Annotated in this window: 22 protein-coding genes and 1 tRNA gene; 4 read left to right on the plus strand and 19 right to left on the minus strand. The window is 72.5% G+C overall.

Annotated elements, in window-relative coordinates; all coding sequences use genetic code 11:
• Nucleotides 1-11: 11 nt before the first annotated feature.
• Nucleotides 12-1,256: an aminoglycoside phosphotransferase family protein gene (locus ACEN8D_RS05720; RefSeq protein ID WP_071295406.1), complete on the minus strand. Its 1,245-nt coding sequence runs from the start codon at nt 1,254-1,256 to the stop codon at nt 12-14.
• An 80-nt stretch (nt 1,257-1,336) separates the two neighbouring features.
• Here ACEN8D_RS05720 and ACEN8D_RS05725 point away from each other — a divergent pair, with 80 nt between their 5' ends.
• Nucleotides 1,337-2,431 carry an FUSC family protein gene (locus tag ACEN8D_RS05725; protein ID WP_092384860.1) on the plus strand — a complete coding sequence of 365 codons (1,095 nt, stop codon included), beginning with the start codon at nt 1,337-1,339 and terminating at the stop codon, nt 2,429-2,431.
• Between the two features lie 48 nt (nt 2,432-2,479).
• Here ACEN8D_RS05725 and ACEN8D_RS05730 read toward each other — a convergent pair whose 3' ends face one another.
• On the minus strand, nt 2,480-2,779 hold the full coding sequence (locus ACEN8D_RS05730; protein ID WP_139199160.1) for a hypothetical protein: 300 nt from the start codon (nt 2,777-2,779) through the stop codon (nt 2,480-2,482).
• 216 nt (nt 2,780-2,995) lie between these two features.
• On the opposite strand from ACEN8D_RS05730, the gene ACEN8D_RS05735 reads away from it, so the two are divergent.
• On the plus strand, nt 2,996-3,673 hold the full coding sequence (locus ACEN8D_RS05735) for a response regulator transcription factor (protein WP_070416542.1): 678 nt from the start codon (nt 2,996-2,998) through the stop codon (nt 3,671-3,673).
• Complete coding sequence (locus tag ACEN8D_RS05740; protein WP_413399328.1) at nt 3,670-5,154, plus strand: sensor histidine kinase; 1,485 nt, start codon at nt 3,670-3,672, stop codon at nt 5,152-5,154. The genes ACEN8D_RS05735 and ACEN8D_RS05740 overlap by 4 nt, the downstream gene beginning before the upstream one ends.
• 8 nt (nt 5,155-5,162) lie before the next feature.
• On the opposite strand, the gene ACEN8D_RS05745 is transcribed toward ACEN8D_RS05740, so the two are convergent.
• From ACEN8D_RS05745 to rplU, 15 genes are all read right to left on the minus strand, one after another.
• Complete coding sequence (locus ACEN8D_RS05745) at nt 5,163-8,627, minus strand: error-prone DNA polymerase (RefSeq protein ID WP_413399329.1); 3,465 nt, start codon at nt 8,625-8,627, stop codon at nt 5,163-5,165.
• Nucleotides 8,628-8,649: 22 nt separating this feature from the next.
• Nucleotides 8,650-10,260 (minus strand): DNA polymerase Y family protein, encoded by a 1,611-nt coding sequence (locus ACEN8D_RS05750; protein WP_495601244.1) that lies wholly within the window; start codon nt 10,258-10,260, stop codon nt 8,650-8,652.
• A 113-nt stretch (nt 10,261-10,373) separates the two neighbouring features.
• Nucleotides 10,374-11,198 (minus strand): DnaE2-dependent mutagenesis accessory factor ImuA', encoded by an 825-nt coding sequence (gene imuA', locus ACEN8D_RS05755; RefSeq protein WP_181015132.1) that lies wholly within the window; start codon nt 11,196-11,198, stop codon nt 10,374-10,376.
• Between the two features lie 132 nt (nt 11,199-11,330).
• Nucleotides 11,331-12,860: an anthranilate synthase component I family protein gene (locus tag ACEN8D_RS05760; RefSeq protein WP_413399619.1), complete on the minus strand. Its 1,530-nt coding sequence runs from the start codon at nt 12,858-12,860 to the stop codon at nt 11,331-11,333.
• On the minus strand, nt 12,839-13,762 hold the full coding sequence (locus tag ACEN8D_RS05765; protein WP_413399620.1) for an aldose 1-epimerase family protein: 924 nt from the start codon (nt 13,760-13,762) through the stop codon (nt 12,839-12,841). Before ACEN8D_RS05765 ends, ACEN8D_RS05760 begins: the two co-directional genes overlap by 22 nt.
• Before the next feature lie 99 nt (nt 13,763-13,861).
• A tRNA-Ala gene (locus ACEN8D_RS05770) sits at nt 13,862-13,934 on the minus strand.
• A 118-nt stretch (nt 13,935-14,052) separates the two neighbouring features.
• Nucleotides 14,053-14,427: a ribosome silencing factor gene (rsfS, locus tag ACEN8D_RS05775; RefSeq protein WP_070416546.1), complete on the minus strand. Its 375-nt coding sequence runs from the start codon at nt 14,425-14,427 to the stop codon at nt 14,053-14,055.
• A 106-nt stretch (nt 14,428-14,533) separates the two neighbouring features.
• Entirely contained in the window at nt 14,534-16,036 is a 1,503-nt protein-coding gene (locus ACEN8D_RS05780) for a hypothetical protein (protein WP_495601193.1), read from the minus strand.
• Nucleotides 16,033-16,632, minus strand: a complete 600-nt coding sequence (gene nadD, locus ACEN8D_RS05785; RefSeq protein ID WP_022907294.1) for a nicotinate-nucleotide adenylyltransferase — start codon at nt 16,630-16,632, stop codon at nt 16,033-16,035. Before nadD ends, ACEN8D_RS05780 begins: the two co-directional genes overlap by 4 nt.
• Nucleotides 16,633-16,643: 11 nt before the next feature.
• Nucleotides 16,644-16,844 carry a hypothetical protein gene (locus tag ACEN8D_RS05790; RefSeq protein WP_070416548.1) on the minus strand — a complete coding sequence of 67 codons (201 nt, stop codon included), beginning with the start codon at nt 16,842-16,844 and terminating at the stop codon, nt 16,644-16,646.
• Nucleotides 16,845-16,886: 42 nt separating this feature from the next.
• Complete coding sequence (locus tag ACEN8D_RS05795; protein WP_413399998.1) at nt 16,887-18,152, minus strand: glutamate-5-semialdehyde dehydrogenase; 1,266 nt, start codon at nt 18,150-18,152, stop codon at nt 16,887-16,889.
• A gap of 271 nt (nt 18,153-18,423) precedes the next feature.
• Complete coding sequence (gene proB / locus ACEN8D_RS05800; RefSeq protein ID WP_254789344.1) at nt 18,424-19,242, minus strand: glutamate 5-kinase; 819 nt, start codon at nt 19,240-19,242, stop codon at nt 18,424-18,426.
• Between the two features lie 7 nt (nt 19,243-19,249).
• Nucleotides 19,250-20,791, minus strand: a complete 1,542-nt coding sequence (gene obgE / locus ACEN8D_RS05805; RefSeq protein ID WP_309887998.1) for a GTPase ObgE — start codon at nt 20,789-20,791, stop codon at nt 19,250-19,252.
• An 86-nt stretch (nt 20,792-20,877) separates the two neighbouring features.
• Entirely contained in the window at nt 20,878-21,129 is a 252-nt protein-coding gene (rpmA, locus tag ACEN8D_RS05810) for a 50S ribosomal protein L27 (RefSeq protein ID WP_070416551.1), read from the minus strand.
• A 14-nt stretch (nt 21,130-21,143) separates the two neighbouring features.
• Nucleotides 21,144-21,452 carry a 50S ribosomal protein L21 gene (rplU, locus tag ACEN8D_RS05815; protein WP_022905369.1) on the minus strand — a complete coding sequence of 103 codons (309 nt, stop codon included), beginning with the start codon at nt 21,450-21,452 and terminating at the stop codon, nt 21,144-21,146.
• Between the two features lie 188 nt (nt 21,453-21,640).
• Here rplU and ACEN8D_RS05820 point away from each other — a divergent pair, with 188 nt between their 5' ends.
• Entirely contained in the window at nt 21,641-21,904 is a 264-nt protein-coding gene (locus ACEN8D_RS05820; protein WP_229085138.1) for a DUF4031 domain-containing protein, read from the plus strand.
• Nucleotides 21,905-22,297: 393 nt separating this feature from the next.
• Here the strand turns inward: ACEN8D_RS05820 and ACEN8D_RS05825 are convergent, their stop codons facing one another.
• A complete protein-coding gene (locus ACEN8D_RS05825; RefSeq protein WP_495601194.1) occupies nt 22,298-23,260 on the minus strand; it encodes a hypothetical protein in 963 nt (320 codons plus the stop codon).
• A 2-nt stretch (nt 23,261-23,262) separates the two neighbouring features.
• On the minus strand, nt 23,263-26,085 hold the full coding sequence (locus ACEN8D_RS05830) for an Rne/Rng family ribonuclease (protein ID WP_495601195.1): 2,823 nt from the start codon (nt 26,083-26,085) through the stop codon (nt 23,263-23,265).
• Nucleotides 26,086-26,351 lie beyond the last annotated feature (266 nt).

The raw sequence follows: 26,351 nt of genomic DNA on the forward strand, positions 1-26,351 counted from the left end.
AGGTGGTCGCGTCAGGCCTGTGGTGCGGAGCGCGGGCGGAGGAGGCCGTCGGACGGGACGATCGGCGTCGCCTCCGCGAGGGCCGCCTGCGTCGCTGCCAGCAGCTGCTCCGCCGTGTGGATCCCGTTCGCGGAGCCGGTCGTGGCCTGGCCGCCGGCGTGCGCGAGCAGTTGCGCGCCGATCGCCGGACCGATCCGGTCCGACTGGTCGGGGTTGCGCGCGATCCAGTCCCGCGCGACGGCGTCGGCGAGGCGTTCGGCGGCCGCCCCGCGCTCCGCGTCGCCGCGCGACCGGTGCCACAGCCCCGTGACGACGAGGTGCGCCACCACGGCACCGATGTCGCGCACCGGGTAGCCCCAGCCCGCCGTGTCGATGTCGAGCAGGCCGGAGATGCGCCACGGCTCGTCCTCGTCGACGAAGACCTGCTCGAGGTGCAGGTCGCCGTGCACGACCTGCTTCGTCGCGGTCGCCCAGCCGATCGAGCGTCGTCCGATGGCGTCGTAGAGCGCGTCGATCTCCTCGGCGTCCTGCGGCAGCGCGGCGACGAGGGTGCGGCGGTGCCAGTCGGCGTGGTCCATCGCGTCGGCGCGGGCCTGCTGCGTCATCGGGACCGTCGCGATCCGCCCGGTGAGCGCGGCGAGGGAGGCCACGAAGCGCGGGTCGTCCGCGATCTCGAGGATGCGGCTGCCGGCGGGGACCCCGCGGATGCGTTCGAGGACGAGCAGACCGTCCCCACGGCTCGACAGCACCCGCGGCACCGGCAGTCCGGCGGCGACGAACTGCTCGTGCGACTTCTCGATCGGGGCCACCCGGTGCGGACGCACGACCTTGAGGAAGAGGGTCCCCTCGGCGGCGTCGACCCGCACCACCGCACGCTTGCCCGGTCGGTACGCCGCGACCGTGAGGGTCGGGTCGGTGACCGGCATGCCGAGCGTCGTGAGCAGCTCGGCGACGGCGTCGCGGTAGGTCACCTGGGGCAGCACCGGCAGCCCGGGGTCGTTCGGGTACGCCCACACCGAGACCGGCTCGCCCGTCGCGGGGTCGGTGACGATCGCGCTGTTCTGGTCGTGGGTCCCGCCGGTGTCGACGTAGGTCAGGACCGTGGCGCGCTGGCCGTTGCGGTCCACGGTGTCGACCTCGTAGCCGTACAGGTAGCCGTTGCCCGAGGGTTCGACCGAGTGCGCGCGTGCGGCCACCACGGAGGTCCCGGAGCCGGCGAAGGCCTGCGGGATGACGCGCTCATGGTTGGGCCACACGAGACCAGTCAACCGGACGGGGCGGGATTCGTCGCGTTCGTGCACGGCTCGGCGCGCGCACCGTGGCTACCGTGGTCGTCGTGAACCCGGTCGCGCGTCTCCGCAGCTCCAGTCGCACGCCGTTCCTGCAGGTCGTCAAGACCGCGGTCGCGGTGGTCGCCGCCGTGCTGCTGTGCCGGGTGCTCATCGACGGCCCGTTCCCGACCTTCGCCGCGATCGCCGCGCTGCTCGTGGTGCAGCCGAGCATCAACCAGTCGTTCGTGAAGGGACTCGAGCGCAGCGCCGGGGTCGTCCTCGGCGTCGTGCTCGCCACCGGGTTCCACCTGCTGCTCGGCGACACCGTGTGGGTCGTCCTGCTCGTCATCGTGCTCGCGATCCTCATCGCGTGGGCGCTGCGGCTCACTCCGACCTCGGCGACGCAGGTCGGCATCAGCGGCATGCTCGTGCTGACCGCGGGCGTCGTCACGCCGAACTACTCGGCCGACCGGATCCTCGAGACCGTCCTGGGAGCGATCGTCGCCCTCATCGTGAACGCGCTCATCGTGCCGCCGGTGCTGCTCGGTCCGGCGCACCTCGCGGTCGCACGGCTCGCCCGGGACACCGCCGCCGCGTTCGAGCGGGTCGCGATCGGGCTCACCGAGGGGTGGGACCAGGACCGCTGGCACGAGGCGCTCCTGCAGGCCCGGGCGCTCCGGCAGCAGCACGCCCGCGCCGAGGCCTCGCTCACCGCGGCCCGGGAGTCCCTCACGATGAACCCGCGCGGCGGCCGGCACCGGACCGTCCTCGACGAGGACATCGTCGTGGCCGAACACCTGCGTGTGCTCGTCACCCGGGTCACCGGCATGACCCGGGCGATCCAGGACAACACGGCGCCCGACCTCCGGGCCGACCCCGTCGTCGGGAGCATCGCCACCGAGGTCGCCCGGATCGCTGCCGACGTCCGGGCGCTCAGTGCCCGGGTCGCCGCGAAGGAGGTGCCCGTGTCGACCGCTGCGTCCCCTCGGCCCCGGTGGTCGGTGCCGACGTCGCCGCAGCACGACGAGGACGTCGCGGAGCCGGCACTCACGGCGCCGCTCGAGGTGATCCGGCCGAACTCGCGGCACTGGATCCTGATCGGGGCGCTGCTCGAGGACATCCGGCGCGTGCGCGAGGAGCTGCTCGGCGAGGACGACTGACGCTGCCCGTGGGCAGGCGCGGGCGCGTGCGCGGGCGCTTGTGGCGCGTCAGCGTGCGGCGGACGCCGCCTCGGCCGCCGAGTGCACGATGTCGTCCCAGATCGTCGCCGTCGGCACGGTCGAGTCGCTCGAGACGACCTCGACGCTCGCGAACCGGCTGATCTCGGCCACGACGGCATCGGCCCCCGCGGCACGAGCGGCGACGCTCGCGATGTCCGGGACCGCCGCCCGGAGCTCGGCGACCACACGGTCGCGGCTGTCGTCCTCCATGTCGCCGAGCACGCCGATGCCCTTCCAAGCGGCGTCGAGCTCGGCACGCAGACGGACGAGGGCCGGGTGTTCCGGCATGTCGTTCATGGTGCCCCCACTGCGGATGTGACGTCGGGTACGCCGCTTCCGGTGCGCGAGCATAGCAACGAAGCAAGCAGTCCTCACGTCCCACGAACGGGGGACAGACCGTTCTACCTGTCCGGCCGCCGTGACTGTGACGAGATTCAGCGAGTTCAGCCGTGGGATCTCCCGCATGTACAGGTTCGATGCCACGATGGGGTCGAGGAGGTCGCTATGCGCCTGTTGGTGGTCGAGGATGATGACGAGATGCGCGCGCTCATGGAGCGTGGGCTCGCGGCAGAGGGGTACCGCGTCACCGCGGTCGAGAACGGGGTCGAGGCGCTGATCGCGCTCGGCGACCAGGCGTTCGACCTGGCCGTCGTGGACGTCATGATGCCCGGCATGTCCGGCTTCGAGCTCGCCCGACGCATCCGCGAGCGCGAGGACCCGGTCCGGATCCTCCTCGTGACCGCGCGGGACGCCGTGGACGACCGCGTGTTCGGCCTCGACGCCGGCGCCGACGACTACCTCACGAAGCCGTTCGCCTTCGCCGAGCTCACCGCTCGTCTCCGCGCCCTCGGCCGTCGCGAGTCCGCCGGCGCCCCGCGCACCATCGAGGTGGGCGACGTCGCGATCGACTCCGAGGCCCGTCGCATCCTGATCAAGGGCCAGCGGGTCGCCGTGAGCCCCACCGAGTTCGCGCTCCTCCGGCTGCTCGCACGGTCGGTGGGCACAGTGGTCGACCGCCCGAAGATCCTCGAAGAGGTCTGGGACGGCTCGCAGCACGTCGACCCGAACGTCGTCGAGCAGTACATCTCGTACCTCCGCAAGAAGCTGACCTCGCACGAGGCGACGGTCGCGATCTCCACCGTGCGCGGCCGCGGCTACCGGCTCGATCTGCTCGGGGCGTGACCGGTTCCGGGCGTGGCCTGATCCGTCCGCTGCGGAACCTGTCGCTCCGCGCTCGGATCACCATCGGGTCCACGGCGATCGCGGCGGTGGTCATCGTGCTGCTCGTGCTCGTCATGCGGTTCCAGGTGGTCAGCGTCGTCGCGAGTGCCACGCGCACCCTGCTCGACGCGGACGCCGACCCGTACGTGGCCACGCTCGAGGTCGACAGCGACCCCGACCTGTCCCCGCCGGGCAACGCGCAGCTCGTGGCCGTGGTCTCGCCGTCCGGTGACATCGCCCTGTCGACCATGCCGCCCCGCGTCGAGCGCGCACTCGGCAGCCTCACCGAGACGAAGGCCGGGACGTCCCTCATCCGGGTCGCCGGCTCGGAGTACCGCGTCGTCGTCGAGCACCCCGTCAACCAGGCGGGTCGGTGGACGGTCGTGGCGGCCCGCAACTCGCAAGCCGAGGCGATCGTCGTCGACGACCTGACCTCGACGCTGTCGCTCACCGGGCTCGCGATCCTGGTCGCGTTCGGCGTCGCCTCGTGGGTGCTCGCGACCGCCGCCCTGCGCCCGGTGAACCGGATGCGCCGCGAGGCCGAGCGCCTCTCCGTCGCCCCCGAGCGCGCCGAGCTGCCGGTCGGTCCGGCCCAGGACGAACTCGCCTCGCTGGCGACGACCCTCAACGCCTTCCTCGCCCGCACGCGCCAGGCCACCGAACGCGAGCGCCAGATGGTCTCGGACGCGAGCCACGAACTCCGCACGCCCCTCGCGATCCTGACGACCCAGCTCGACCTGGCGTCCCTCGACGGGGACGACGCGGCCGCCCTCGCCGCCCACATCGAGCGCGCGAAGCTCAGCGTCGCGCGGCTGTCCCGCCTGGCGAACGACCTGCTCGCGCTGTCGCGCATCGAGGAGTCCGAGCGCCGCGAACAGGACGGCGCCGAACAGCAGCCCACGGGCTGGTCGGACCTCGGCGACGAGGTCATGAGTGCCGTCGACCGCGTCCGGCTCATCGCGTCCGCCAAGGACATCACCGTCGACTTCGACCTGGAGTCCCCGGTCGCCGTCGGGGGTTCCGGCCCGGGCATCGGCGGCGGCACCGTGGAGCCGCGGTACCGGCTCGACACCGGTGGCATGGCGCAGCTCGTCACGAACATCGCCGGCAACGCGGTGTCGGCACTCCCCCGCGGCGGCGGCGTCTTCGTCTCGTGGCGCAGTGCCGGCGGCGAGGGGATCCTTCAGATCACGGACGACGGCCCCGGCGTGCCGGAGTCGTTCATCCCCGTCGCCTTCGACCGGTTCACCCGCCCCGACGAGGCCCGGAAGTCCCGCCCGAACCCCGACCCCGCGATCGGCACGATCCCCCTGCCGGGTGGTTCCGGACTCGGGCTCGCGATCGTGCGTGCCGTGGCGGAGCGGGCTGGCGGGACGGCGTCGCTCCGGAACGTGCGGTCCGGCGGGCTCGAGGTCACGATCCGCATCCCCGAGGTGCAGTAGCCGGTCGGTCACTGGAAGTCCCTCGACCGGGTGCGGACCGACAGGGACAGGTGTTCGATCCGGTCGGCCACCAGGTTCACGACCCCGTCCGGCGACCGCTCGAGGATCCCCCGCACGATCACGGCCGGCGCCTCGCGCGCGACCCGTCGGTACCGCCCCCACACGCCGACGCTGCAGATCACGTTCACCAGCCCGGTCTCGTCCTCGACGTTCATGAACGTGATGCCGGACGCCGTCGCCGGACGCTGCCGGTGCGTCACGATCCCCCCGACCTCGACCCGCCGTCCGGTCTCGGCCGTCGCGGTGTCCTGGACGCTGAGCACCCCGCGGGCCACGAGGCTGTCACGGACGTGCCGCACGGGATGGTCGTCCGTCGTCATCCCCGTCGACCACATGTCCGCGATGAGGACGTCACCGCTGGTCATCTGCCCGAACAGTGGCGGCTGCACCGTCACCTGGGTGTCGGGCAGCTGGTCGGGACGCTCGGCCGCGGCCTGTGCTGCCGACCACATCCCACCGCGCCGGTCGACCCCGATCGACGCGAAGGCGTCGGCGGCGGCGAGCGCCTCGAGCTGCGCCGTGGTCAGGCCGACACGGCGAGCGAGGTCGGACATGTCGGTGAAGGGACCGTGGGCGTCCCGCTCGGCGACGATCTTCTCGGCGCTCTTCCGGCCGAGCGAGGAGACCTCGGCCAATCCGAGGCGGACCGCGAAGGCGCCGTCCCGCCGGTGCCGCGCCGTGTCGTCTGGCGTGGCCTTGTCGAACGGCAGCACCGGGGGCTGTTCCTCGGCCAGGCAGTCGTCGTGACCCGTCGCGTGGACGTGCGCCGCGCCTCCTGGACCACCGTCGGCGTCGTCGTCGGCGGCGTCGTCGTGCAGCGGCTCCAACGTGGCGTCCACGCCGGACCGCAGGATGTCCGGTCGCAGGACGGTGACCCCGTGCCGTCGGGCGTCGGCCACCAGGGTCTGGGGTGAGTAGAACCCCATCGGCTGCGCACGGAGCAGCGCGGCGAGGAAGGCTCCGGGGTAGTGCAGCCGCATCCACGCGCTGGCGTAGACGATGAGCGCGAAGCTGATGGAGTGGCTCTCCGCGAAGCCGAAGTTCGCGAACACCTGGATCTTGGCGTAGATGGCGTCGGCGTCCTCGCCGTGGATGTCGTTCGCGGCCATCCCGGCGTAGAGCTTCTCGCGCAGCCGGTCGATCTTCTCGTGCCCGCGCTTCGATCCCATCGCGCGCCGGAGCAGGTCGGCGTCGTCCCCCGAGCACCCGCCCACCGCGATCGCCATCTGCATGAGTTGTTCCTGGAAGAGCGGGACGCCGAGGGTCCGCTCGAGCACGGGTTCGAGCGACGGGTGGATGTACGTGATCGGCTCTTCGCCCGTGCGCCGCCGGATGTACGGGTGGACCGCGCCGCCCTGGATCGGCCCGGGGCGCACCAGGGCGACCTCGATCACGAGGTCGTAGAAGCGCCGCGGCAGCAGTCGGGGCAGCGTCCCCATCTGCGCTCGGGACTCCACCTGGAACACCCCGATGGTGTCCGCGCGGCACAGCTGGTCGTAGACGCCCTGTTCCTCCTTCGGGATGGAGTGCATGTCCCACCGCTCCCCGCAGTGCTCGTCGGCGAGGTCGAACGAGTACTGCAGCGCGGCGAGCATGCCGAGCCCGAGCATGTCGAACTTCACGAGCCCCATGTAGGCGCAGTCGTCCTTGTCCCACTGCAGCACCGTCCGGCCGTCCATGCGGGCGTGCTCGATCGGCACGACCTCGCCCACGGGCCGGTCGGTGAGGACCATGCCGCCGGAGTGGATGCCGAGGTGCCGGGGGAACCCGAGCACCTGCTGCGCCATGTCGACCACGGTGTCCGGGATGTCGTGGTCTTGGCTCTCGGTCACCGAGCCCCAGCGTTCGACCTGCTTCGACCAGGCGTCCTGCTGCCCTGGGCTGTGGCCGAGCGCCTTCGCCATGTCCCGCACGGCGCCCTTCGGCCGGTAGGTGATGACGTTCGCGACCTGTGCGGCGTTGAACCGGCCGTACTTCTCGTAGACGTACTGGATGACCTCTTCACGCCGGTCGGAGTCGAAGTCGACGTCGATGTCGGGTTCCTCGTCGCGCATGGCCGACAGGAACCGTTCGAACGGCAGCCCGTAGCGGATCGAGTCGACCGCGGTGATCTCGAGCAGGTAGCAGACCGCCGAGTTCGCGGCCGAACCGCGGCCCTGGCAGAGGATCCCGCGCTCACGGGCGTACTGCACCATGTCCCGCACGATGAGGAAGTAGCCGGGGAAGTCCTTGTCCTCGATCACCGAGAGCTCGCGTTCGATCCGCTCGCGCTTCTGCGGGTCGACGCCGTCGGCGCTGCCGGGGTAGAACCGGCGGGCACCGCGCCAGGTGAGCTCCCGCAGCCAGGACATCGTGGTGTGTCCGTCGGGGACGTCGATGTCGGGCAGCCCGGGCTTGACCGTCTTCAACCGGAACCCGAGCTCGTCGGCGAGTTCGACGCTGTGCTCGACCGCCCCGGGGTAGCGGGCGAACCGCCGGGTCATCTCGGCCCCCGAGCGGAGGTGGGCCGTCGGTGCGGCCGGCAGCCAGCCGTCGATCTCGTCGAGACTTCGGCGGGCCCGGACCGCGGCGAGCGCCGTCGCCACCGGGAAGCGGTCCGGGGTGGCGTAGTGCACGTTGCCCGTGGCCACCGTGGGCAGCGCGTGCTTCGCGGCGAGGGCGGCCAGGGCGTCGTTCCGCGCGGTGTCCATCGGGTCGCCGTGGTCGGTGAGCTCGACGACGACCCCCGCCGTGCCGAACCGGTCGAGCAGGGCGCGCAGGGCGTCCTCGGCCGCGGACTCGCCCCCGCGCTCGAGCGCCTGCCGGACGGCCCCCTTGCGGCACCCGGTCAGCACGCGCCAGTGCCCGTCCGACCGTGCTGCGAGGTCGTCGAGGTCGTACCGGGGTCGTCCCTTCTCGGCGCCGGCGGCCAGGTGCGCCCGGGTGACGGCACCGGCGAGCCGGTGGTACCCGTCCTGCCCGTCCGCCAGCAGGAGCAGGTGCGTGCCCTCGGGGTCGGGTACGCCGTTCTGCGGTTCGGTCAGCCCGAGGGACAGCTCGGTGCCGTACACCGTGGCGACGGTCGGGTAGGCCTCGGCCACCTCGGCCATGCGCGCGGCACCGTAGAAGCCGTCGTGGTCGGTGAGGGCGAGCCCGTGCAGGTGCAACCGAGCGGCCTCTTCGAAGAGCTGTTCCGGGCCGCTCGCGCCGTCGAGGAAGCTGAACGTCGAGTGCGCGTGCAGCTCGGCGTACGGCACGACCGGCACGTTCGTGTCGTCGGCCACCGGCGGGGTCGTCGGCGCGTAGGGCTCGCGCTTGCGGGACCACGCGGGGCTGTCCCCGCCGTCGCCGTCGTGCGTGCTGCCGGGGCTCCGCTTGTCGGACAGCGCACGTTCGAACTGGGACCACGGGATCGGCGGGTTGCTGTACCCCATCAGTGCGTTCCCGTCCGGGCGGTCACGTCGCCACCGCCTCGGCCCACCACCGGTGGTCGGCGAGCACGAGGTACCACGCACGTCCGTCGGCGTCGACGAGCTGCAACCGGTGGAGTCGGCGTCCGCCGGCCTCCCACCAGCGCACGACGAGCGGCCACGGTCCGGCCCACGCGGTCACGGCGTCGAACCGGCCACCACGCTCCCCCTCGGCACGGAACCGTTCCGGGACCCCGGTGAGGACGCCGCGGTCGTCGACGTCGACGGTGCCGCCGTCGCCGGTGACGACGTCCACCGGGCGGGGACGGTCGAGCACGGTCGCCGGCGGCGGGCCGGGCAGCTTGCCGGGCCACGGGCGGTCGCGGACGGTCGCCAGCGCACGCTCGCCGCCGACGGGAGCGTCGCCCCACGGCACGAGCACCACGCGTTCGGCCAGGGTGCGCCCGCCGCCGATCCGTGGCGTGACCACCCCGTCGTGCCCGACCAGTCCCTGCACGCGTGCGAGCCCGTGGTGCACGCGTTCGTCCGGCCCGGTCCCCCAGAGCCCGCGTTCGTGGTTCGCCATGTCGTCGACCGCGACGGGCTCGAGCACCACCTGGACGACCGGCGCCTCGAGCCCGGTCGGGTCCACCCCGCCGGCGAGCTGCCAGCGGACCCGGTCCACCACGTCGGCGGCGTCGAACCAGCGCGGGTGCACCCACGTGCGCTCGAGCAGGATGTCCCGCTCGTCGACGATGCCGACCCGGATCGTGGTGGCGACGAGTCCGGCTGCCCGCAGGCGTGCGGCGAAGTCGTCGGCGGAGCGACGGAACGCGAACGCGATCTGGTCGGCACGGTCGAGCGGGGGTTCGAACGACGCCTCGACCCGGAGTTCGGGCGGGACCGCGCGCGCCGCGACCGCTCGCGGGTCACGGCCGCCGGCGAGCCGGTGCAGGAACGCCCCGGCGAGTCCGAACCGGTCGCGCACCTGCTCGTCGGCCAGCGCGGCGAACTCGCCGAGGGTCTGGATGCCGAGGCGTCCGAGCAGCATCGCGAGGTCGGCGTCGCCGAGCACCCCGAGCGGCAGCCCGGCCAGGAACGGTGCCGAGCCGTCGACGGGCACGATCCGCACCCGTTCCCCCGGACGAGCTGGCCGAGCCCGAGCGGCCTGTTCGGCGGCGAACGGGGTGTCCGCGACGCCGGCCCGCACCCCGGGGGCACCGTGGTCGGCAGCGATGCCGGCGAGGGTCGCCGCGGCCGCTCGCTCGCCGCCGTAGTACCGGGCCGGCCCGCGGGACCGCAGCGCGAGGGTGCCCGGGCGGAGGACCTCGACACCGGGGACCGCCGCCTCGACCGCGCGGATGACCGGTTCGAACGCCCGGTGGTCGAGCGCGTCGTCGTAGGGCTGCACGACGAGCTCGGGGCAGCGCGCCTGTGCCTCGCGCACGCGGAGCCCCCGGACCACGCCGTGCTGCCGAGCACTGGCGGAACTGGCGTACACCTGGCCCTTCACCACGAGGGCGAACGGGTGGTCCGGCGGCGACCCAGCAGCGCGAGCGGCCGCGATCACCGGCCAGTCCGGGCACCACAGCACGATCGTCCGGGTCGGCGGGGGCTCGGGCAGCGCCCCACCGCGGGCGAGTGCGTCGGCTCGGATCGACCGTGCATCGGGCACGCCCGCCGCACCCGCGCCGGCCCCGGGCCCGCGTCCGGCGAGGGCACCGGTGACCCGGGACCCGGTCGTCCGGGTCCGGCCGCCGCCCCGGGGGCTCACGACGCCACCGCCACGGGACGCAGCACGGGTGTCGTCCGGCCGGGGCCGGACGCCGCAGCGGTGGGGACGGCGGCCCGGACCGTGCCGTCCGCCGCTGGCAGCAGCAGGTCGGCGTCCACCGGTCGGCCCGCTCCGGCACGACCGGACGCCGACACCGTGACCCGTCGTTCCGTCAGGAAGCCGTGCCCGTCCCCGATGCCGCTCCACTCGGACCGGGTCACCCGCAGCGAGACGTCGGCCCCGGGCCAGGACCCGAGCGCGACGAGCGCCCCACCACGCTGACGCAGCCGTGCCGACAGCCGGGAGACGTCGCCGGGAACCACCCGACCGAGCGGACGGGTGAGGACGATCTGGGCGACGTCCGCCAGCGCGGCCGTCACGGTGAGCCACTGGTCACCCGGGTCCGGTACGAGCACGAGCCGTTCGAGGTCGATGCCGGCCGCGGCCGCTGCCTCGACCCCGAAGGACGGCACCCCCACCACCGCGCACCATGCACCGGCGGCCGAGGCTGCCTGCAGCATCGTCATCGCGAGGAGCACCGACTCGTGCACCGAGTAGGACCCGCCCACGCGGATCGCACCACCCGGCAGGAGCGGTGCGAGCGCCTCGGCCGTGGGCAGCCCCTCGGTGTCGACCCGGGTGGACTCCATCTCGGCCACACGCGACCGCAGCGAGGTGATCCGTTCGAGTGCGGCGCGGGCGTCACCGAGGTGGTCGACCCGCCGCACCGGCCGGGCAGGACCGGGCCGCCCGGTCGGCTCTCCGTGAGCCCCGGGCGATCGGAGTGCCGCCGCCGTCTGCATGCCCTCATATTCGAACATGTGTTCGATGATGTCAATCGGGTCCGACATCCTGTGGACAGTTGCTTCGAACACGCGTTCGACACGCCGTGTGAGCGGTGGATCAGTGCTCTGTGGAGGAGCGACCCGGCACCGCCGCCCGACGATCCGCCGTCACCAGCGGGCGACGGCCCCCACACCGGCGAGCACCGAGCGCGTCTTCGTCTCGACCTCGTCCGCCTCGTCCGCGGCGACCGACGACCACGTCACCGCGCCGCCGGCACCGAACGACCGCGACCGCACCGTGCCCCGGTCGTCGATGACCGTCACCAGTGTGCGGATCACCACCGACAGGTCGACCGCGCCGCTGGCCGAGAAGTACCCGATCGCACCCGAGTACAGGCCGCGAGGCCCGTCCTCGAGCCGATCCGCGATCCCCATGGCACTGATCTTCGGCGCGCCGGTCATCGACCCCGGCGGGAAGGCGGCGTGCACCACGGCTGCCCGCGACGTCCCCTCTGGCAGGACCGCACCGATCGTCGACACCATCTGGTGCACGCTCGCGTACGTCTCGACGTCGCAGAGCCGGTCGACGTGCACCGACCCCGGTACCGCCGTCCGGAGCAGGTCGTTCCGGAGCAGGTCGACGATCATGACGTTCTCGGCTCGGTCCTTCGCGCTCACGGCGAGTCCGGCACGGACCGCTTCGTCCTCCACAGGGTCGTCGGAGCGCCGACGGGTCCCCTTGATCGGCTCCGCGGACACCCTCCCGGACGCATCGATCCGCAGGAACCGCTCAGGAGAACGGCTCGCCACGCGCAGCGGGCCGAGCCGCAGGTACGCGCCGAACGGGACAGGGTCCGCCGCGCGCAGCCGCAGGTACTCGGTCAGGTGGGGGTCCGTGGCGGGGGCCCGCCGCGCCTCCTGGACCGGCGGCACCGCGAAGGCGGTCGTGAGGCACACCTGGAACGCGTTGCCCGCACGGATCTCCGCGCGGCACGCGTCCACCGCCGTCTCGTAGGCGGCGCGCGTGACGCGCCCGGTCGCCGGAGCGGGGCCCGGGAGGAACGGGGCCACGTCGTCGACGTCGACCCGCGTGACCGGGGCGGTCACCCTCTCCAGCCATGCGCGGTTCCGCGCGCTGGCCTCGAGGTCCGCATCGCTCGCCAGGGCGAGTGCCCAGGCGTCACCGGCGGCGTCGACGACCACCGCGCGGTCGACGAACCGCAGGTCCGCGTCCGCGTGCCCCTCGGCCGTCCGGTCGACGCCGCCCGACTCGCGACCGAGCTCGTAGCCGAGGAACCCGACCCAGCCGAGCGCGAAGCCGCAGCCCGCGACCGGTTCCGGCAGCACCGGGGTGCGCGCGAGCAACTCGGTGAGGACCGCGAAGGCGGGTCGGTCCGATCCCTCGGCGGTCGCGACGCCCCCGAACCACGATCGGGACGCCGGGGTCGTCTCGACGAACGCCCGTCGCGTCTCGTGCCGGAACCGCGCTGCGAACGGGCCGTCCGTCAGCGCCAGGACCGACCACCGGGCACGGGCGCGCGCGGTCGGGGGCGAACCGGCCGGCAGCGAGGAGTCGAGCCAGACCACGTCGGCGCCGGACGCGGCGGCGAGGGCGCCGAGGTCGGGAGTCGACGGCAGCCGCCGGACCTCGATCCGGGCGGACGCGGGTGCTGCCGTCAGACCGCCGCGATCGTCCACGAGGCCGCCGACGAGGACCCGGGCTCGAGCACGACGAGTCCCGCGTCGGACCCGGCGTTGAAGGCGTCCGGCGCACAGGTCATCGGCTCGACCGCGAGACCCGCACGGTGGTACTCCGGCACGACGTGGTCGGCGGTGTGCACCTGCGCCCAGCCGCACTCCGGGCCGAACGAGGCACGGACACCGCGGCCGTCGGCGGCGGTGAGGACGATCGTCGCGGTGCCGTCGGCGTCGCGGTCGAACCCGGTGAAGGCGTGGTCGATGAACCGGTCGCCGATGCGCGTCGCGGAGCGCAGGTCGAACTCGTCGTGCACCGGCGCGAGGCCCGTCGGGACGAGACGGTCCTCGGTGACCTCGAGCACCTCGGCCGCCGGCAGCGTCAGGGTCCAGTCGTCGACACGACCCTCGCCGGCGACGAGGTACGGGTGCGGACCGGTCCCCCACGGAGCCGCGTCGGCACCGGTGTTCGTGCCGGTGATCGTCGTGTGCAACCCCTCGCCGTCGACGCGGTACTCGACCAGTACCTCGACGCGGAACGGGTACCCGTCCTGGGCGGGCACCGTCGTGCCGAGGACCGCGCGGTCCGGTTCGTGCGCGACGATCCGGAAGTCGGTCCAGGCGACCAGTCCGTGCAGCGCGTGCTGTCGCTTCGGCTCGGTCAGCGCGAGCTCGTGCTCGGTCCCGCCGAACGTGTACTTCCCGTCGACGACCCGGTTCGGCCACGGCGCCAGGACGGCTCCGCGGAAGGCCGGGCGGACCTCGTCGGCGTCGAACGGCACGACCAGGTCGCGTCCCTCGTACCGGAACGTCCGCAGTGTCGCCCCCACCGAGGCGATCTCGGCCGTGTAGCCGCCGGCGGTGATCGTCAGGGCGGAACCGGACAGGGGTGCGTCGCTGCTCATGCGCTCAGCGTACTGGGGACGCGGGAGCCGGATCGCCTCGGGCGCGCGTCCCCGGAACGAGAAGACCCCCGCGGTTCGGTATAACCGCGGGGGTGAGGGTGGATCTGAGGGGACTCGAACCCCTGACCCCCTGCATGCCATGCAGGTGCGCTACCAGCTGCGCCACAGACCCGAAGTGTTGGTGTTCCCACCGACTTCAGTGTGCCTCCGTTCCCCGGAGGCACCATAGAAGCGTACACCATGCGAACGCCGGGTGACGAAATCGTCGCCGCCACCCGGGCGCGTCGCACCTACGCGGTGTGGTCCACCGGGAGCTCGAGCGGGATGGTCGGGCAGTCCGACCAGAGACGCTCGAGCGAGTAGTACTGACGGTCTTCTTCGTGGAAGACGTGCACGACGATGTCGCCGAAGTCGATGAGGACCCAGCGGCCCTCGCTCCGGCCTTCACGACGGAGCGGCTTGGCCCCGGCTTCGAGGAGGCGCTCTTCGATCTCGTCCGCGATGGCGAGCACGTTGCGCTCGTTCCGGCCGGTCGCGAGCAGGAACACGTCGGTGAGCTGCAGCGGCCCGGTCACGTCGAGGGCGACGAGGTCCTCGGCCTGCTTGGCGTCGGCCGCCTGGGCGGCGATCTGCACGAGTTCCACTGCGCGTGAGGAGGCGGTCACGGATTCCTTCCGGTCGATCGACCTGGCAGGCTGCCGGATCGCTTGATGGGTCACGATCATAAGCCACCCACCGACACACGGCCAGGCCGTGCGCGGTGGGGAGGACTCAGAACGTGTGGGTCGTGACGAGGGCCACGATGATGACGGCTGCAGCGGCGACGCCGACGGCACCGACCGTCACGCCGAGGATGAGCGGCGTGCGCGACTCCTTCGGCTTGGCCGCCGCGAGGACGACCTGCCGCGTCGAGGTGTGGCTCGACACCGCACGGCTGGCACGGACCGGGCTGGCGTCCGTGTCGGGCTGTTCGTCGTGCTGCTCGAGCAGACGGTCGACCTCGGCACCGTCGATCGGCCGGTGCGACCCGGTCGAGGACAGCGACGCCGGCAGGTCGATCGAGCCGGTGAGGATGACCTCGCCCGTGGCGTTCAGCGCACCCGTCGGGTCGGCGAGGGCCGAGTTCGGCAGGATGATCGCGTTCGTGTTGGTCACGGCGACGCGGCGTGTGCCGGTCTCCTCGTCGTGGACCTCGGCGTCGTTCGAGTCGTGCGCCTGCTGCGACCAGTGGCCGACGGGCGGCTCGAACGCGGTCGTGAGGGGCTTCGGCTCGGCCGGACGCTGGAACGAGGCCGGCACCCGGGGGGCCTCGGCGTCGCCATCGGTGTCGCCGGCGGACGACGGCGCGCCACTCGACGTGGGTGCCGAGGCGGCGCGCGCGGGCTGGGCGGCGTTCTGGACCGGGACCTCGTTCGTGTCGTCCTCGTCCAGCGAGAGCGGGAACACCGCCGGCGTGGAGGACTGGATCGGGGTCCGCTGCGCCGTGGCAGGGACGTCCGTGGTGCCCAGCGTGTCCGGAGCGTCCGGCGTGCCCGGCGCGTCCGAGTCGGCTTCGGTGTCGGACGGCTCGGTGGCCTCGGGTGGAGCCCAGGTCGACCGGTGGCGACGCGGCTCCTCGCTGTGGGCGGCGGCTTCTTCGAGGGGCTCGATCGCGTCGGGCGATCCGTCCGCCTCGGTCGCCTGTGCCACGGCCGCCTGGTCGAGCACGACCGTCTCGGCCGAAGGCTCGGGGTCGACGGAGGACTCCTGCGCGAGCGGCTCTGGCTCGGCGGTCGACGTGCCCGTCGCGGTCGACGTGCCCGTCGCGGCCGACGTGCCCGTCGCGTCCGTCGCGCCAGGGCGCTCCGGTCCACCGTGCAGGGCGTCGACCGAGCCGAGGACGTCCTCGACGGTGCGGTCGGACGACTGCGGGGTCGGGTTCTGCAGCGGGACGGGCTGGATCGCCTGCCCCTCGGCCGCACGCAGCTGCCGGATCTGCCGACGGGTGAGTCCACCCGAGCCGGGGACGATCTCGGTCGCCGAGGCCGGGGGCATCGACGGCACACCGGAGCCGGCGGACGACGGCGACGAGGCCGACGACGGCACGGCGGACTGTGCGGGTGCGCCGGGGGCGGGAGCGACGTGGCTGCCGGGACGGTGGCGCACTTCCGGCTGCTCGGCCGGGGCGGCGACGGTCGGGGGCGGCGTCACGGGCTGCGCACCGCCCGCGGCGGCACGCTCCCGCTCGCGCGCCTGGCGCCGCGACAGGGGCGGCTGCGCGTCGGACGAACTCATGCAACGCTCCGATACAGATGGTGCTTGGAGATGTACTGGACGACACCGTCGGGGACCAAGTACCACACGGGGAAACCACGTCTCACCCGGTCGCGGCAGTCGGTCGACGATATTGCCAGCGCGGGAACTTCGAGCAAGCTTACGTCTCGTTCGGGCAGACCCGTGATGCTCAAGGCGTGTCCCGGACGTGTCACAGCGACGAAGTGCGCGAGGTCCCAGAGGCCATCATGGTCCTTCCAGTCGACAATCTGCTGGACGGCGTCTGCGCCGGAGATGAAGACCAGCTGCGCGTCGGGTCGCTGCTCGTGCAGGTCCTTCAGCGTGTCGACCGTGTAGGTCGGGCCCGGGCGGTCGATGTCCACGCGGCTCACGGTGAACATCGGGTTCGACGCCGTGGCGACGACGGTCATGAGGTAGCGGTGCTCGGCGTCGGTCACACCGGACTTCATGTACGGCTGCCCCGTGGGGACGAAGACCACTTCGTCGAGGTCGAACGCGCGCGCCACTTCGGACGCTGCCACGAGGTGGCCGTTGTGGATCGGGTCGAACGTGCCACCCATCACGCCGATGCGAGGCCGCCCCGTGCTCTCGAGCATGGAGTCGCGGGTCAGTGCTCGGCGCGACCGAACTCGTCGACACCCGTCTCGTGGGTGCGCGTGGCCTCGAACTTGTGCGAGTGGCGGTAGGCCACGTCACGGAAGCTCCAGGTCACGAACCCGAGGAACGCGAAGAAGAGGGCACCGACGAGCGGGAACACGTACGCGGGGACCCCCGAGGCGTGCTCAGCGGCTTCTGCGAGGAAGGTCATTGATCCGATGCTCCGTTCGGTCGGGGGAATTCGCCGTTCAGTCTAGCCGCGGATCTGTCCCTGCCCGCGCACGATCCACTTGGTGCTCGTCAGCTCGGGCAGCCCCATCGGCCCACGAGCGTGCAGTTTCTGCGTGGAGATCCCCACCTCGGCACCGAACCCGAACTCCCCGCCGTCGGTGAACCGCGTCGAGGCGTTCGCCATCACGACCGCGGAGTCGACCTCGGCCAGGAAGCGCTCGGCCGTGTCGACGTCGTTGGTGACGATCGACTCGGTGTGGCGCGTCGACCAGCGCGCGATGTGCGCCATCGCCGCATCGACGTCGGGCACCACCCGGACGGACAGGTCGAGGTCCATCGACTCGGTCGCCCAGTCGTCGTCCGTCGCCCGGAGCACACCGGGCACGAGCACCCGTGTGGCGTCGTCACCGCGGAGCGTGACGCCCGCGGCCCGCAGCCGGTCGGCCAGCGCGGGCAGGAGCCGGTCGGCCGCCCGCTCGTGCACGAGGAGCGTCTCGAGCGCGTTGCACACGCTGGGCCGCTGCACCTTGCTGTTCAGGACGATGTCGATCGACCGGTCGAGCGGTGCCGACTCGTCGAGGAAGACGTGGACGACCCCGGCACCCGTCTCGATCACGGGCACCTGCGACTCGGTCACGACGGTCTGGATCAGTGACGCGCTGCCCCGCGGGATGAGCACGTCGACGAGCCCGCGTGCCCGCATCAGGTCGGTCGCGCCGGCACGCCCGAACTCGTCGATCGTCTGCACGAGTTCGCGCGGCAGCCCCGCCGAGGCGACGGCGTCCTGGATCCGGGCGACGAGCACCGCGTTGGTGTGCTGCGCCGCCGAGCCGCCCCGGAGCACGACCGCGTTGCCGCTCTTCAGCGCGAGGCTGGCGATGTCGACCGTGACGTTCGGCCGCGCTTCGTAGATCGCGCCGACGACCCCGAACGGCACCCGCACCTGGGAGAGCTGCAGCCCGTTCGGCAACCGCGACCCGCGGACGTGCTGCCCGACCGGGTCGGTGAGGCCGACGACGTGCTCGACCGCGGCGGCGAGGGCGTCGATGCGGACGGGATCGAGCCGCAGCCGGTCGAGGAGCCCGGACGAGAGCCCGCTCTCCTCGCCCGCCAAGAGGTCCTCGTGGTTGGCCGCGACGATCTCGTCCGTCGCCTGTCGCACGCCCGCCGCGATCGCGAGGAGCGCCGCGTCCTTCACCGCGGTCGTCGCCGTGGCGAGGACCGACGCCGCGTCGCGCGCAGCGACGAGCTTGTCGGTCAGGGTCGGGGCGGATGCGGTCAGCGACATGGCTCGATTCTAGGCGCGGAGGTCCGCCACATGACGGCGGTCCGGCTGACCTGTGGAGGGCCCTGGAGGCGCGGCTCCTGTGGAGGAGTCAGCACACGCCCGCAGCGCCCGCACCACTCGGTCCGCGCGCCCCGCGAGCGGGCACGACACGCCGCAGGCGTGCCGCCGAGGTCGCGGAATCCGTCGCTCGGAGGCGCCGAGAGTGACGAACAATGCCCCCTCGGCGGACGTGAGCGGCGCGTCGAAGCCGACCCGCGCCTCCCGAACCCCGTCAGCCCCGCGCCGCCGCCTCGAACCAGGTCCCGACCTGCTCCCCCGCCAACGCCCGCTCCACGAGCGCCGTCGCCGTCACGAGCACCGCCGTGCCGGCCTCCGCCGCGAGCCGGGCGGCAGCCACCTTCGTCCCCGCTCCCCCGGTCCCCACGCCCGCGGCACCGATCGACCCGAACGTGACGCCGGCGAGCTCGTCGCCGAACGGCACGTGCGTGATCGGCTCCGCACCGGGCTGCTCCGGGGGCCGCGTGTAGAGCGACTCCACGTCGGACAGCAGCACGAGCGCATCGGCCCCGAGCAGCCGGGCCACGAGCGCCGCGAGCCGGTCGTTGTCCCCGAAGCGGATCTCGTGCGTCGCCACGGTGTCGTTCTCGTTCACGATCGGCAGCACCCGCAGCGCGAGCAACCGGTCGATGGCCCGCTGCGCGTTCACCCGGTGCGTCGGGTTCTGCAGGTCCCCCGCGGTCAGGAGGATCTGCGCCGCGACGACCGCGTGCCGGTCGAGTTCCTTCTGGTACCGGAACATCAGGACGTTCTGCCCGGTCGCGGCGGCGGCCTGCTGGGTGGCGAGGTCGTCGGGGCGGCCCTCGAGCCCGAGGAACGGGAACCCGGTGGCGATGGCGCCGGAGGACACGAGGACGACCTCGGTCCCCCGGGCGTGCGCTGCCGCGATGGCGTCCACGAGCGGGGCGATCTGCCCGGTGTTGTCACCGCTGACCGACGACGACCCGACCTTGACCACGATCCGCTTGGCACGCGGGATGTCCTCGCGCCGGGTGACGGGTCCGAGGTCGGTGCGTGCGGTCGTGTCGGTCATGCCGTGGTCAGTCCCTGTCGTCCCGGTCGGCTTCGGCGGGAGACAGGTCTCCGTCCTCCGCCCACAGCCCGGCGATGCGCTCCTGCTCGAGCTCGGCACGCGCCGCGGCCTTGGCGTCCATGCGCTCGAAGTACTCCTCGCGACGCTCGTTGCGGGTCGGACGCGAGGTCGCGCCGATCCGGGCGTCGGTCCCGCGGGCGCTCGTGATGAGTTCAGCGGTCGAGGTGAGCGTGGGCTCCCAGTCGAAGATCGTGCCGCCGTCGCCACCGATGACGACGGTGGACCCGGCGACGGCTCCGGCCTTGAACAGGCCGTCCTCGACGCCGAGCTTCGCCAGGCGGTCGGCGAGGTAGCCGATCGCCTCTTCGTTGGTGAAGTCGGTCTGCTGCACCCAGCGCTCCGGCTTCGCACCGCGGATGCGGTAGAAGCGGTGCTCCTCGCCGCCTTCGGCGCGGATGGTGAAGGGCTTGTCGTCGACCGCCTTGGGGCGGAGGACGATGCGCTCGGCCACCGGCTCGGCGGCACGGGAGGCGCGGGCCTGCTCCACGACGTCGGCCAGCGCGAACGTCAGCTCGCGCAGGCCCTTGCGGGACGCGGTCGAGATCGGGAAGACGCGGTAGCCGCGACCCTCGAGCTCCTCGCGGACGAACTCCGCGAGTTCGGCTGCCTCGGGCACGTCGACCTTGTTGAGCGCGATCATCTGCGGGCGCTCGAGCAGCGGCACCTGCCCCTCGGGGACCGGGTAGCGCTCGAGTTCGCCGAGGATGACGTCGAGGTCGCTGATCGGGTCACGGCCGGGGTCGAGCGTGGCGCAGTCGATCACGTGCAGGAGTGCCTCGCAGCGCTCGACGTGCCGGAGGAACTCGAGGCCGAGGCCCTTGCCCTCCGACGCGCCCTCGATCAGACCGGGGACGTCGGCGACGGTGAAGCGGGTGGACCCGGACTCGACGACGCCGAGGTTCGGCGTGAGGGTCGTGAACGGGTAGTCGGCGATCTTCGGCTTCGCGGCGGAGATCGCGGCGATGAGCGAGGACTTGCCGGCGCTCGGGAACCCGACGAGGGCGACGTCGGCGATGGTCTTCAGCTCGAGGCTGACGTCACCGGCCCAGCCCTCGGTGCCGAGCAGCGCGAACCCGGGGGCCTTGCGCTTCGTGGTCGAGAGCGCGGCGTTGCCGAGACCGCCCTGACCGCCGGGGGCGATGACGACGCGCATGCCCGGCTCGGTCATGTCCGCGAGGACGTCGCCGTTCTCGTCGTACACGACGGTGCCGATCGGCAGCGGGAGCTCGAGCGTCTCACCGCTGATGCCGCTCCGCATGTCGCCCATGCCGGGCTGCCCGTTCTTGGAGGAACGGTGCGGCGAGCGGTGGTAGCCGAGCAGGGTCGTCACCTGGGGGTCGGCGACGAGGACGATGTCGCCACCGTCACCGCCGTTGCCGCCGTCCGGGCCGGCCAGCGGCTTGAACTTCTCACGGCGGACCGACACGCAGCCGTTGCCGCCGTTCCCCGCGGTGAGGTGCAGGGTCACGCGGTCGACGAAGGTCGCCATGGGTCCACTCCTTGGTGTTGCAACGAAAGAACGGGAGGGGCGGGCACGTGGCCCGCCCCTCCCGCAGAGTCAGATCGTCGAACTGCTTACGCGTTGACGATGTTGACGACCTTGCGGCCGCCCTTGGTGCCGAACTCGACCGCGCCGGCCGAGAGGGCGAACAGCGTGTCGTCGCCACCGCGGCCGACGTTGGCGCCCGGGTGGAAGTGGGTACCGCGCTGGCGGAGGATGATCTCACCGGCGTTGACGACCTCGCCACCGAAGCGCTTCACGCCGAGGCGCTGTGCGTTCGAGTCACGACCGTTGCGAGTGGAGCTCGCACCCTTCTTGTGTGCCATCTTCTACTCCCGCCTTACGCGATCGAGGTGATCTTGACGCGGGTGAGCTCAGCGCGGAAACCCTGACGCTTCTTGTACCCGGTCTTGTTCTTGAACTTCTGGATGACGACCTTCGGACCGCGGAGGTCCTCGAGCACCTCGGCGGTGACCGTCACGTTGGCGAGCTCGGAAGCCGCCGACGTGATCTTGTCACCGTCCACGAGGAGCACCGGGGCGAGGTCGATGTTGCCCTTGTCGTCGGCCTTGGCACGGTCGATCGTGATGATCGTGCCGACCTCGACCTTCTCCTGACGGCCGCCGGCGCGCACTACTGCGTAAACCACGTGGAAATCCTTACGTAACTCTGCTTGAGGGAAGTCTCGGGTGCCCACTTCTGCACGAGCGGTTCCCGGAGGGCCGGGCCCGATCGGCGACGCAGGCAGAACGGCCCGCTGACACCAGGGATCGAGAATACTCGATGCCCCCAGGTCCGGTCAAACGGCGACACACGTACGATTGCCGTGTGACCGTGATGATCGACCCGCCGACGTGGCCCGCACACGACACTCTGTGGTCGCACCTCGTCAGTGACACATCATACGACGAGCTGCACGAGTTCGCTGGACGCGTCGGTATCCCACGTCGTGCGTTCGACCACGACCACTACGACGTGCCGCTGTCGCGCTACGAGGAACTCGTCGCTGCGGGGGCTACGGCGGTCACCGGGCGCGAGCTGGTGCTGCGCCTGATCGGCAGCGGGCTGCGGGTCGCCCAGCGGGACAAGCACACGTTCTGAGCGCGCGGCCGCGCGCGCACGGTGCGAGATCCCGTGCTGGGTGCGACGGTCGTTCCCTCGCACCCATCCCGGCACCTGGCACGCGGCGCGGCGCGGTGGCGCGCGGCGGTCCAGGAGGCGCGGCGCACCCCCGCCCCGCCGGGCACCTCCCTCGGCGCGCGGCCGACTCCCGGGCGTGGCGCGGCGGTGCGGCGCCAGCGCGCGTGGCGAGCCCGAACGACATCGCCGAGGTCGGACGACGTCGGGGACGTCGCACCGCCGCGGGCGCAACGGACGGCGCATGCACCCTGCGACAAGGTCGATGTCGGACGACCTCGACCATGTCGCATCACGTCGGCGCCCGGCACACAGCACGGCACATGGCCACGAACCCGCACGCGGCCGCTCAGCGGCTCAGCGCGGCGCCGGACCACCCCACGGGTTCGACGGGGGCTGCGGCGGCGCGTACGGCGGCACCTGGGCCCCCTGCGCCCCCGGCTGGCCCGCCTGACCCTGCTGCGACGACGGCTGCACGGTCGCCGGCGGCACCGCGTCGGCCGGTCGGACCGTCCCGGGCGTGCCGGGTGCTCCGGGCGCACGACGCCCGCCGCGGGGCCGCCCGAGCCAGAGCCACGCCGCGGTCGACGTCGCGATGAGCATCAGTGTGAACGGCACACCGGACTGCAGCGGGCGGGTGACGACGTCGATGAGGAGCTGGGCGCCTCCGGAGCGGACGGCGCTGAACGTGCCCGTGAAGACCCCGACGAGCGCCAGGGCGATCGTCCCAGCGGCCCCGGCGAGCACGGCGCGGAGGAGCACCGTCGGCAGCGGGCTCCGTCGGTCGACGGGCGTGAGGAACGCCAGCGCGAGGAAGGCCCCGGCGTAGAACGGGAACGGCGTGGCGAACACCCCGGACACGAACCCGCCGACCAGGCTGCTGCCCGCGCCGTAGCTCGCGAACGGGTGCACCACGAACGAGGCGCCGAGCAGGCCGACGAGCCCCGAGACGAACTCGACGAGGACGATCGACACGACGGCGATGAGTGCGCCGGCCGTGTTCGTGACCGACGCTCCCGGAGCGAAGGCCCGACGCGGATCCGCCGGCGTCCGCGGTGGGCGCGGAGCCGGCGCGGAGCCGCCGTACTGCGGCCCGCGGTACGGGCCGCCCTGCGGCCCGCGGTACGGGCCGCCCTGCGGCGCACCGTACGGGACGCCGGACTGCTGCGGCCCGCCGTACGGGGCACCGTACTGCTGCGGTCCCCCGTACGCTCCGCCCGGCTGCTGCGGGGCACCGGCGGGCGGCGCGGGCTGGGACCAGCCCGCGCCGTAGTACCCACGATCGTGCTGCGACCGCTGCGGATCGCCGGGGTTCGACATCGTCAGTTCCCCAGGATCACGGCGCCGTCGTCGGTGTCGTCACCCTCGGCCGTCGCCGGTGCGCTGATGCTCGGGGACGAGACGCGACGGGACCGCGAACGGCCCTGCCCCGGCTGCTTGGGCTCCGGGAGCGCCTGCAGCACGGAGTCGAGCAGGGACTCGGCGTCCCCGCTGACCTGGCGCGGCTCGCGCTTCGTGGCGGCGATCGGGATGTCGAGGATCGCGACCGAGGTCTCGGCCGGGGTCACCGGGGCGCTCGAGCTCACCCGACGGCGGGTCGGCGCCTTGGCCGGCGCGTCCTCGACGGCGGGGGCAGCAGCGACCGGAGCCGCCGCAGCCGGAGCGGCGTCAGCCGACGTGCCCTGCTCGGGCGCGGGCGGTGCATCGGGCGTCGAGGACGAGCCGGACGCGGTGTCCGCCGTCGTCTCGGGCGCACCGGCACCGCGGCCGCCACGACGACGTCGACGCTTCGAGCCCGACGACTGCTCGCCGTGCTCGGACTGCGACGCGCCGGTGTCCGGACCGGACTCCGCGGCGGGTGCCTCCGGAGCCGATGCCGCCGATGCCGCCGAACCCGCCGACACTGCAGAGGACGCCGAAGCCGGGGTCGCAGCCCCGTCGTGCTCCTCGTGTGGGATGGTCGATGCGGCGATCCGGGACAGCGCGCTCTTCACGTCGTCCGTGATCTGGTGCGCGTGCGACGAGCCGTTCGACGACGAACCGTTGCCGGACCCGCCGTTCGACCCGCTCCCACCGTTCGAACCGTTCCCGCCGTTGCCGGCCCCACCGCGGCTCTTGCGACGGCTCTTCGACGGCCCCGGGTCGGCGTTGTTGTCGTTGACCTTGGCGTTGACCTCGTCGAGGGACTCGCGGAGCCCCACGCCGATCTTCTTGCGGGTCATCTGCACGAGGCCGAGCGAGGTGACCTCGGCGACCTGGTGCTTCGTCCGGTCACGGCTGAGACACTCGACGAGTCGACGCAGCACGAGGTCGCGGTTCGACTCGAGCACCATGTCGATGAAGTCGACGACGATGATGCCGCCGATGTCCCGCAGGCGGAGCTGGCGGACGATCTCCTCGGCCGCTTCGAGGTTGTTCTTCGTGACGGTCTCCTCGAGGTTGCCGCCGGACCCGACGAACTTCCCCGTGTTGACGTCGACGACCGTCATGGCCTCGGTGCGGTCGATCACGAGCGAACCACCCGAGGGCAGCCAGACCTTGCGGTCGAGGGCCTTCTCGATCTGCTCGTTGAGGCGGTACTCCTCGAAGGAGTCCGGGCCGTCGTAGATCTCGACGCGGTCCTTGAGGTCCGGCGCGACCGCGGTGAGGTACTCGTCGATCGTCTCGCGCGCCGCGGAGCCGTCGATGATGAGCTTGGTGAAGTCCTCGTTGAAGACGTCGCGGACGATCTTCACGAGCAGGTCCGGCTCGGAGTGGAGCATGACCGGCGCCTGGCCGTTCGCGACCTTCTTCTGGATCGCCTCCCACTGGCTGGTGAGGCGCTGCACGTCGCGGGTGAGCTGCTCCTCGGTCGCGCCCTCGGCGGCGGTGCGGACGATGACGCCCGCGTGCTCCGGGAGGACCTCCTTGAGGATCTTCTTGAGGCGCGCACGCTCGGTGTCCGGCAGCTTGCGCGAGATGCCGTTCATCGAGCCGTTCGGCACGTACACGAGGTAGCGACCCGGCAGCGAGACCTGGCTCGTCAGACGGGCGCCCTTGTGCCCGACCGGGTCCTTCGTGACCTGCACGAGGACCTTGTCGCCCGGCTTGAGCGCGGCTTCGATCCGACGCCCGTGGTTGCCGGTGTCGACCGAGTTCCAGTCGACCTCGCCCGCGTACAGCACGGCGTTGCGACCGCGACCGATGTCGACGAACGCCGCCTCCATCGAGGGCAGGACGTTCTGCACCTTGCCGAGGTAGACGTTGCCGATGAGCGACACGTTGTGCGACTTCGTCACGTAGTGCTCGGCGAGGACGCCGTCCTCGAGCACGCCGATCTCGATCTTCGAGGCGCTCGACCGGACGATCATCTGCCGGTCGACGCTCTCGCGGCGGGCGAGGAACTCGTCCTCGGTGACGACCTGGCGTCGACGGCCGGCATCGCGCCCGTCGCGGCGGCGCTGCTTCTTCGCCTCGAGCCGTGTCGAGCCCTTCACCTTCTGCGGCTCGGTGATGTACTCGACCTCGCGGCGGCGGGGCTCCTGGTGGTCCCGCGGCTCGCGCGGTTCGCGGGGCTCACGGCCTTCGCGGTCGGCGCTCGTGCCGCGGCGACGCGACCGACGGCGTCCGCCGCCCTGCTCGTCGTCGTCGTCCTCGTCGTGACGGGGCGCGCGCTCGGGCAGGTCCGGCAGGACCGGGGCGTGGAAGATCAGGCTGAGCGTGCTCGTCGCCTTGGGGACGAACGGCTCGTCGACGGGCTCCGCCGGACTGGAGGCGCTGCTCGCGTCCGCCTCGACCGTCGCGGCCGGTGCGGCTGCGGTCTCGGTGTCGTCACCGGCCGTGATGACCGGCAGGTCGCCCGTGAGGGTGCTCACGTCGTGCGGCTCGTCGCCGCCGGCGGTCGCCTCGACGGCGACCGACACGGTGGGCGCCTCCGGCGCTCCCCCGGCTTCGGGCGCTGCGTCCGTCACCGCGAGCGTCTCCGCGCCGGCGTCGGACGTGCCGTCCGTCGGAGACCCGGTCACCTGCTCGACGGGACCGGTCTGCGCGGCGTCACCCCGTGCCTCCTGGCCTGCCGACCGGGCGCGCCGACCGCCGAACAGGCGGCCTCGACGCTTCGGTGCGACTTCTTCGTTGTTCGTGTTGTCGTTGTTCTGCTCCACCATGGACCTGGTGCACTCCTTGACCCCGCTCGCATCCTGTCCGGACGGCGGGAATTCTGTAGTTGTAGCGGGTGGCGACCACGCCCCCGCGTTCGCTGTCTTGTGACCGTCGCGTCGCGCGCGTCCCGGTCACGGTGCGCTCTCACCGCACCTGATCGTCCGGGCTGGGCCCGGAAAGCTTTCGTCGTCGTGCGGATGGCCGCACGACCTCCAGGGATTATCGCATGCCGCACCGGGAAAGGACCGGATCGAGCATGCGATGATGACGC

This window comes from Curtobacterium sp. Curtsp22, assembly GCF_059492135.1.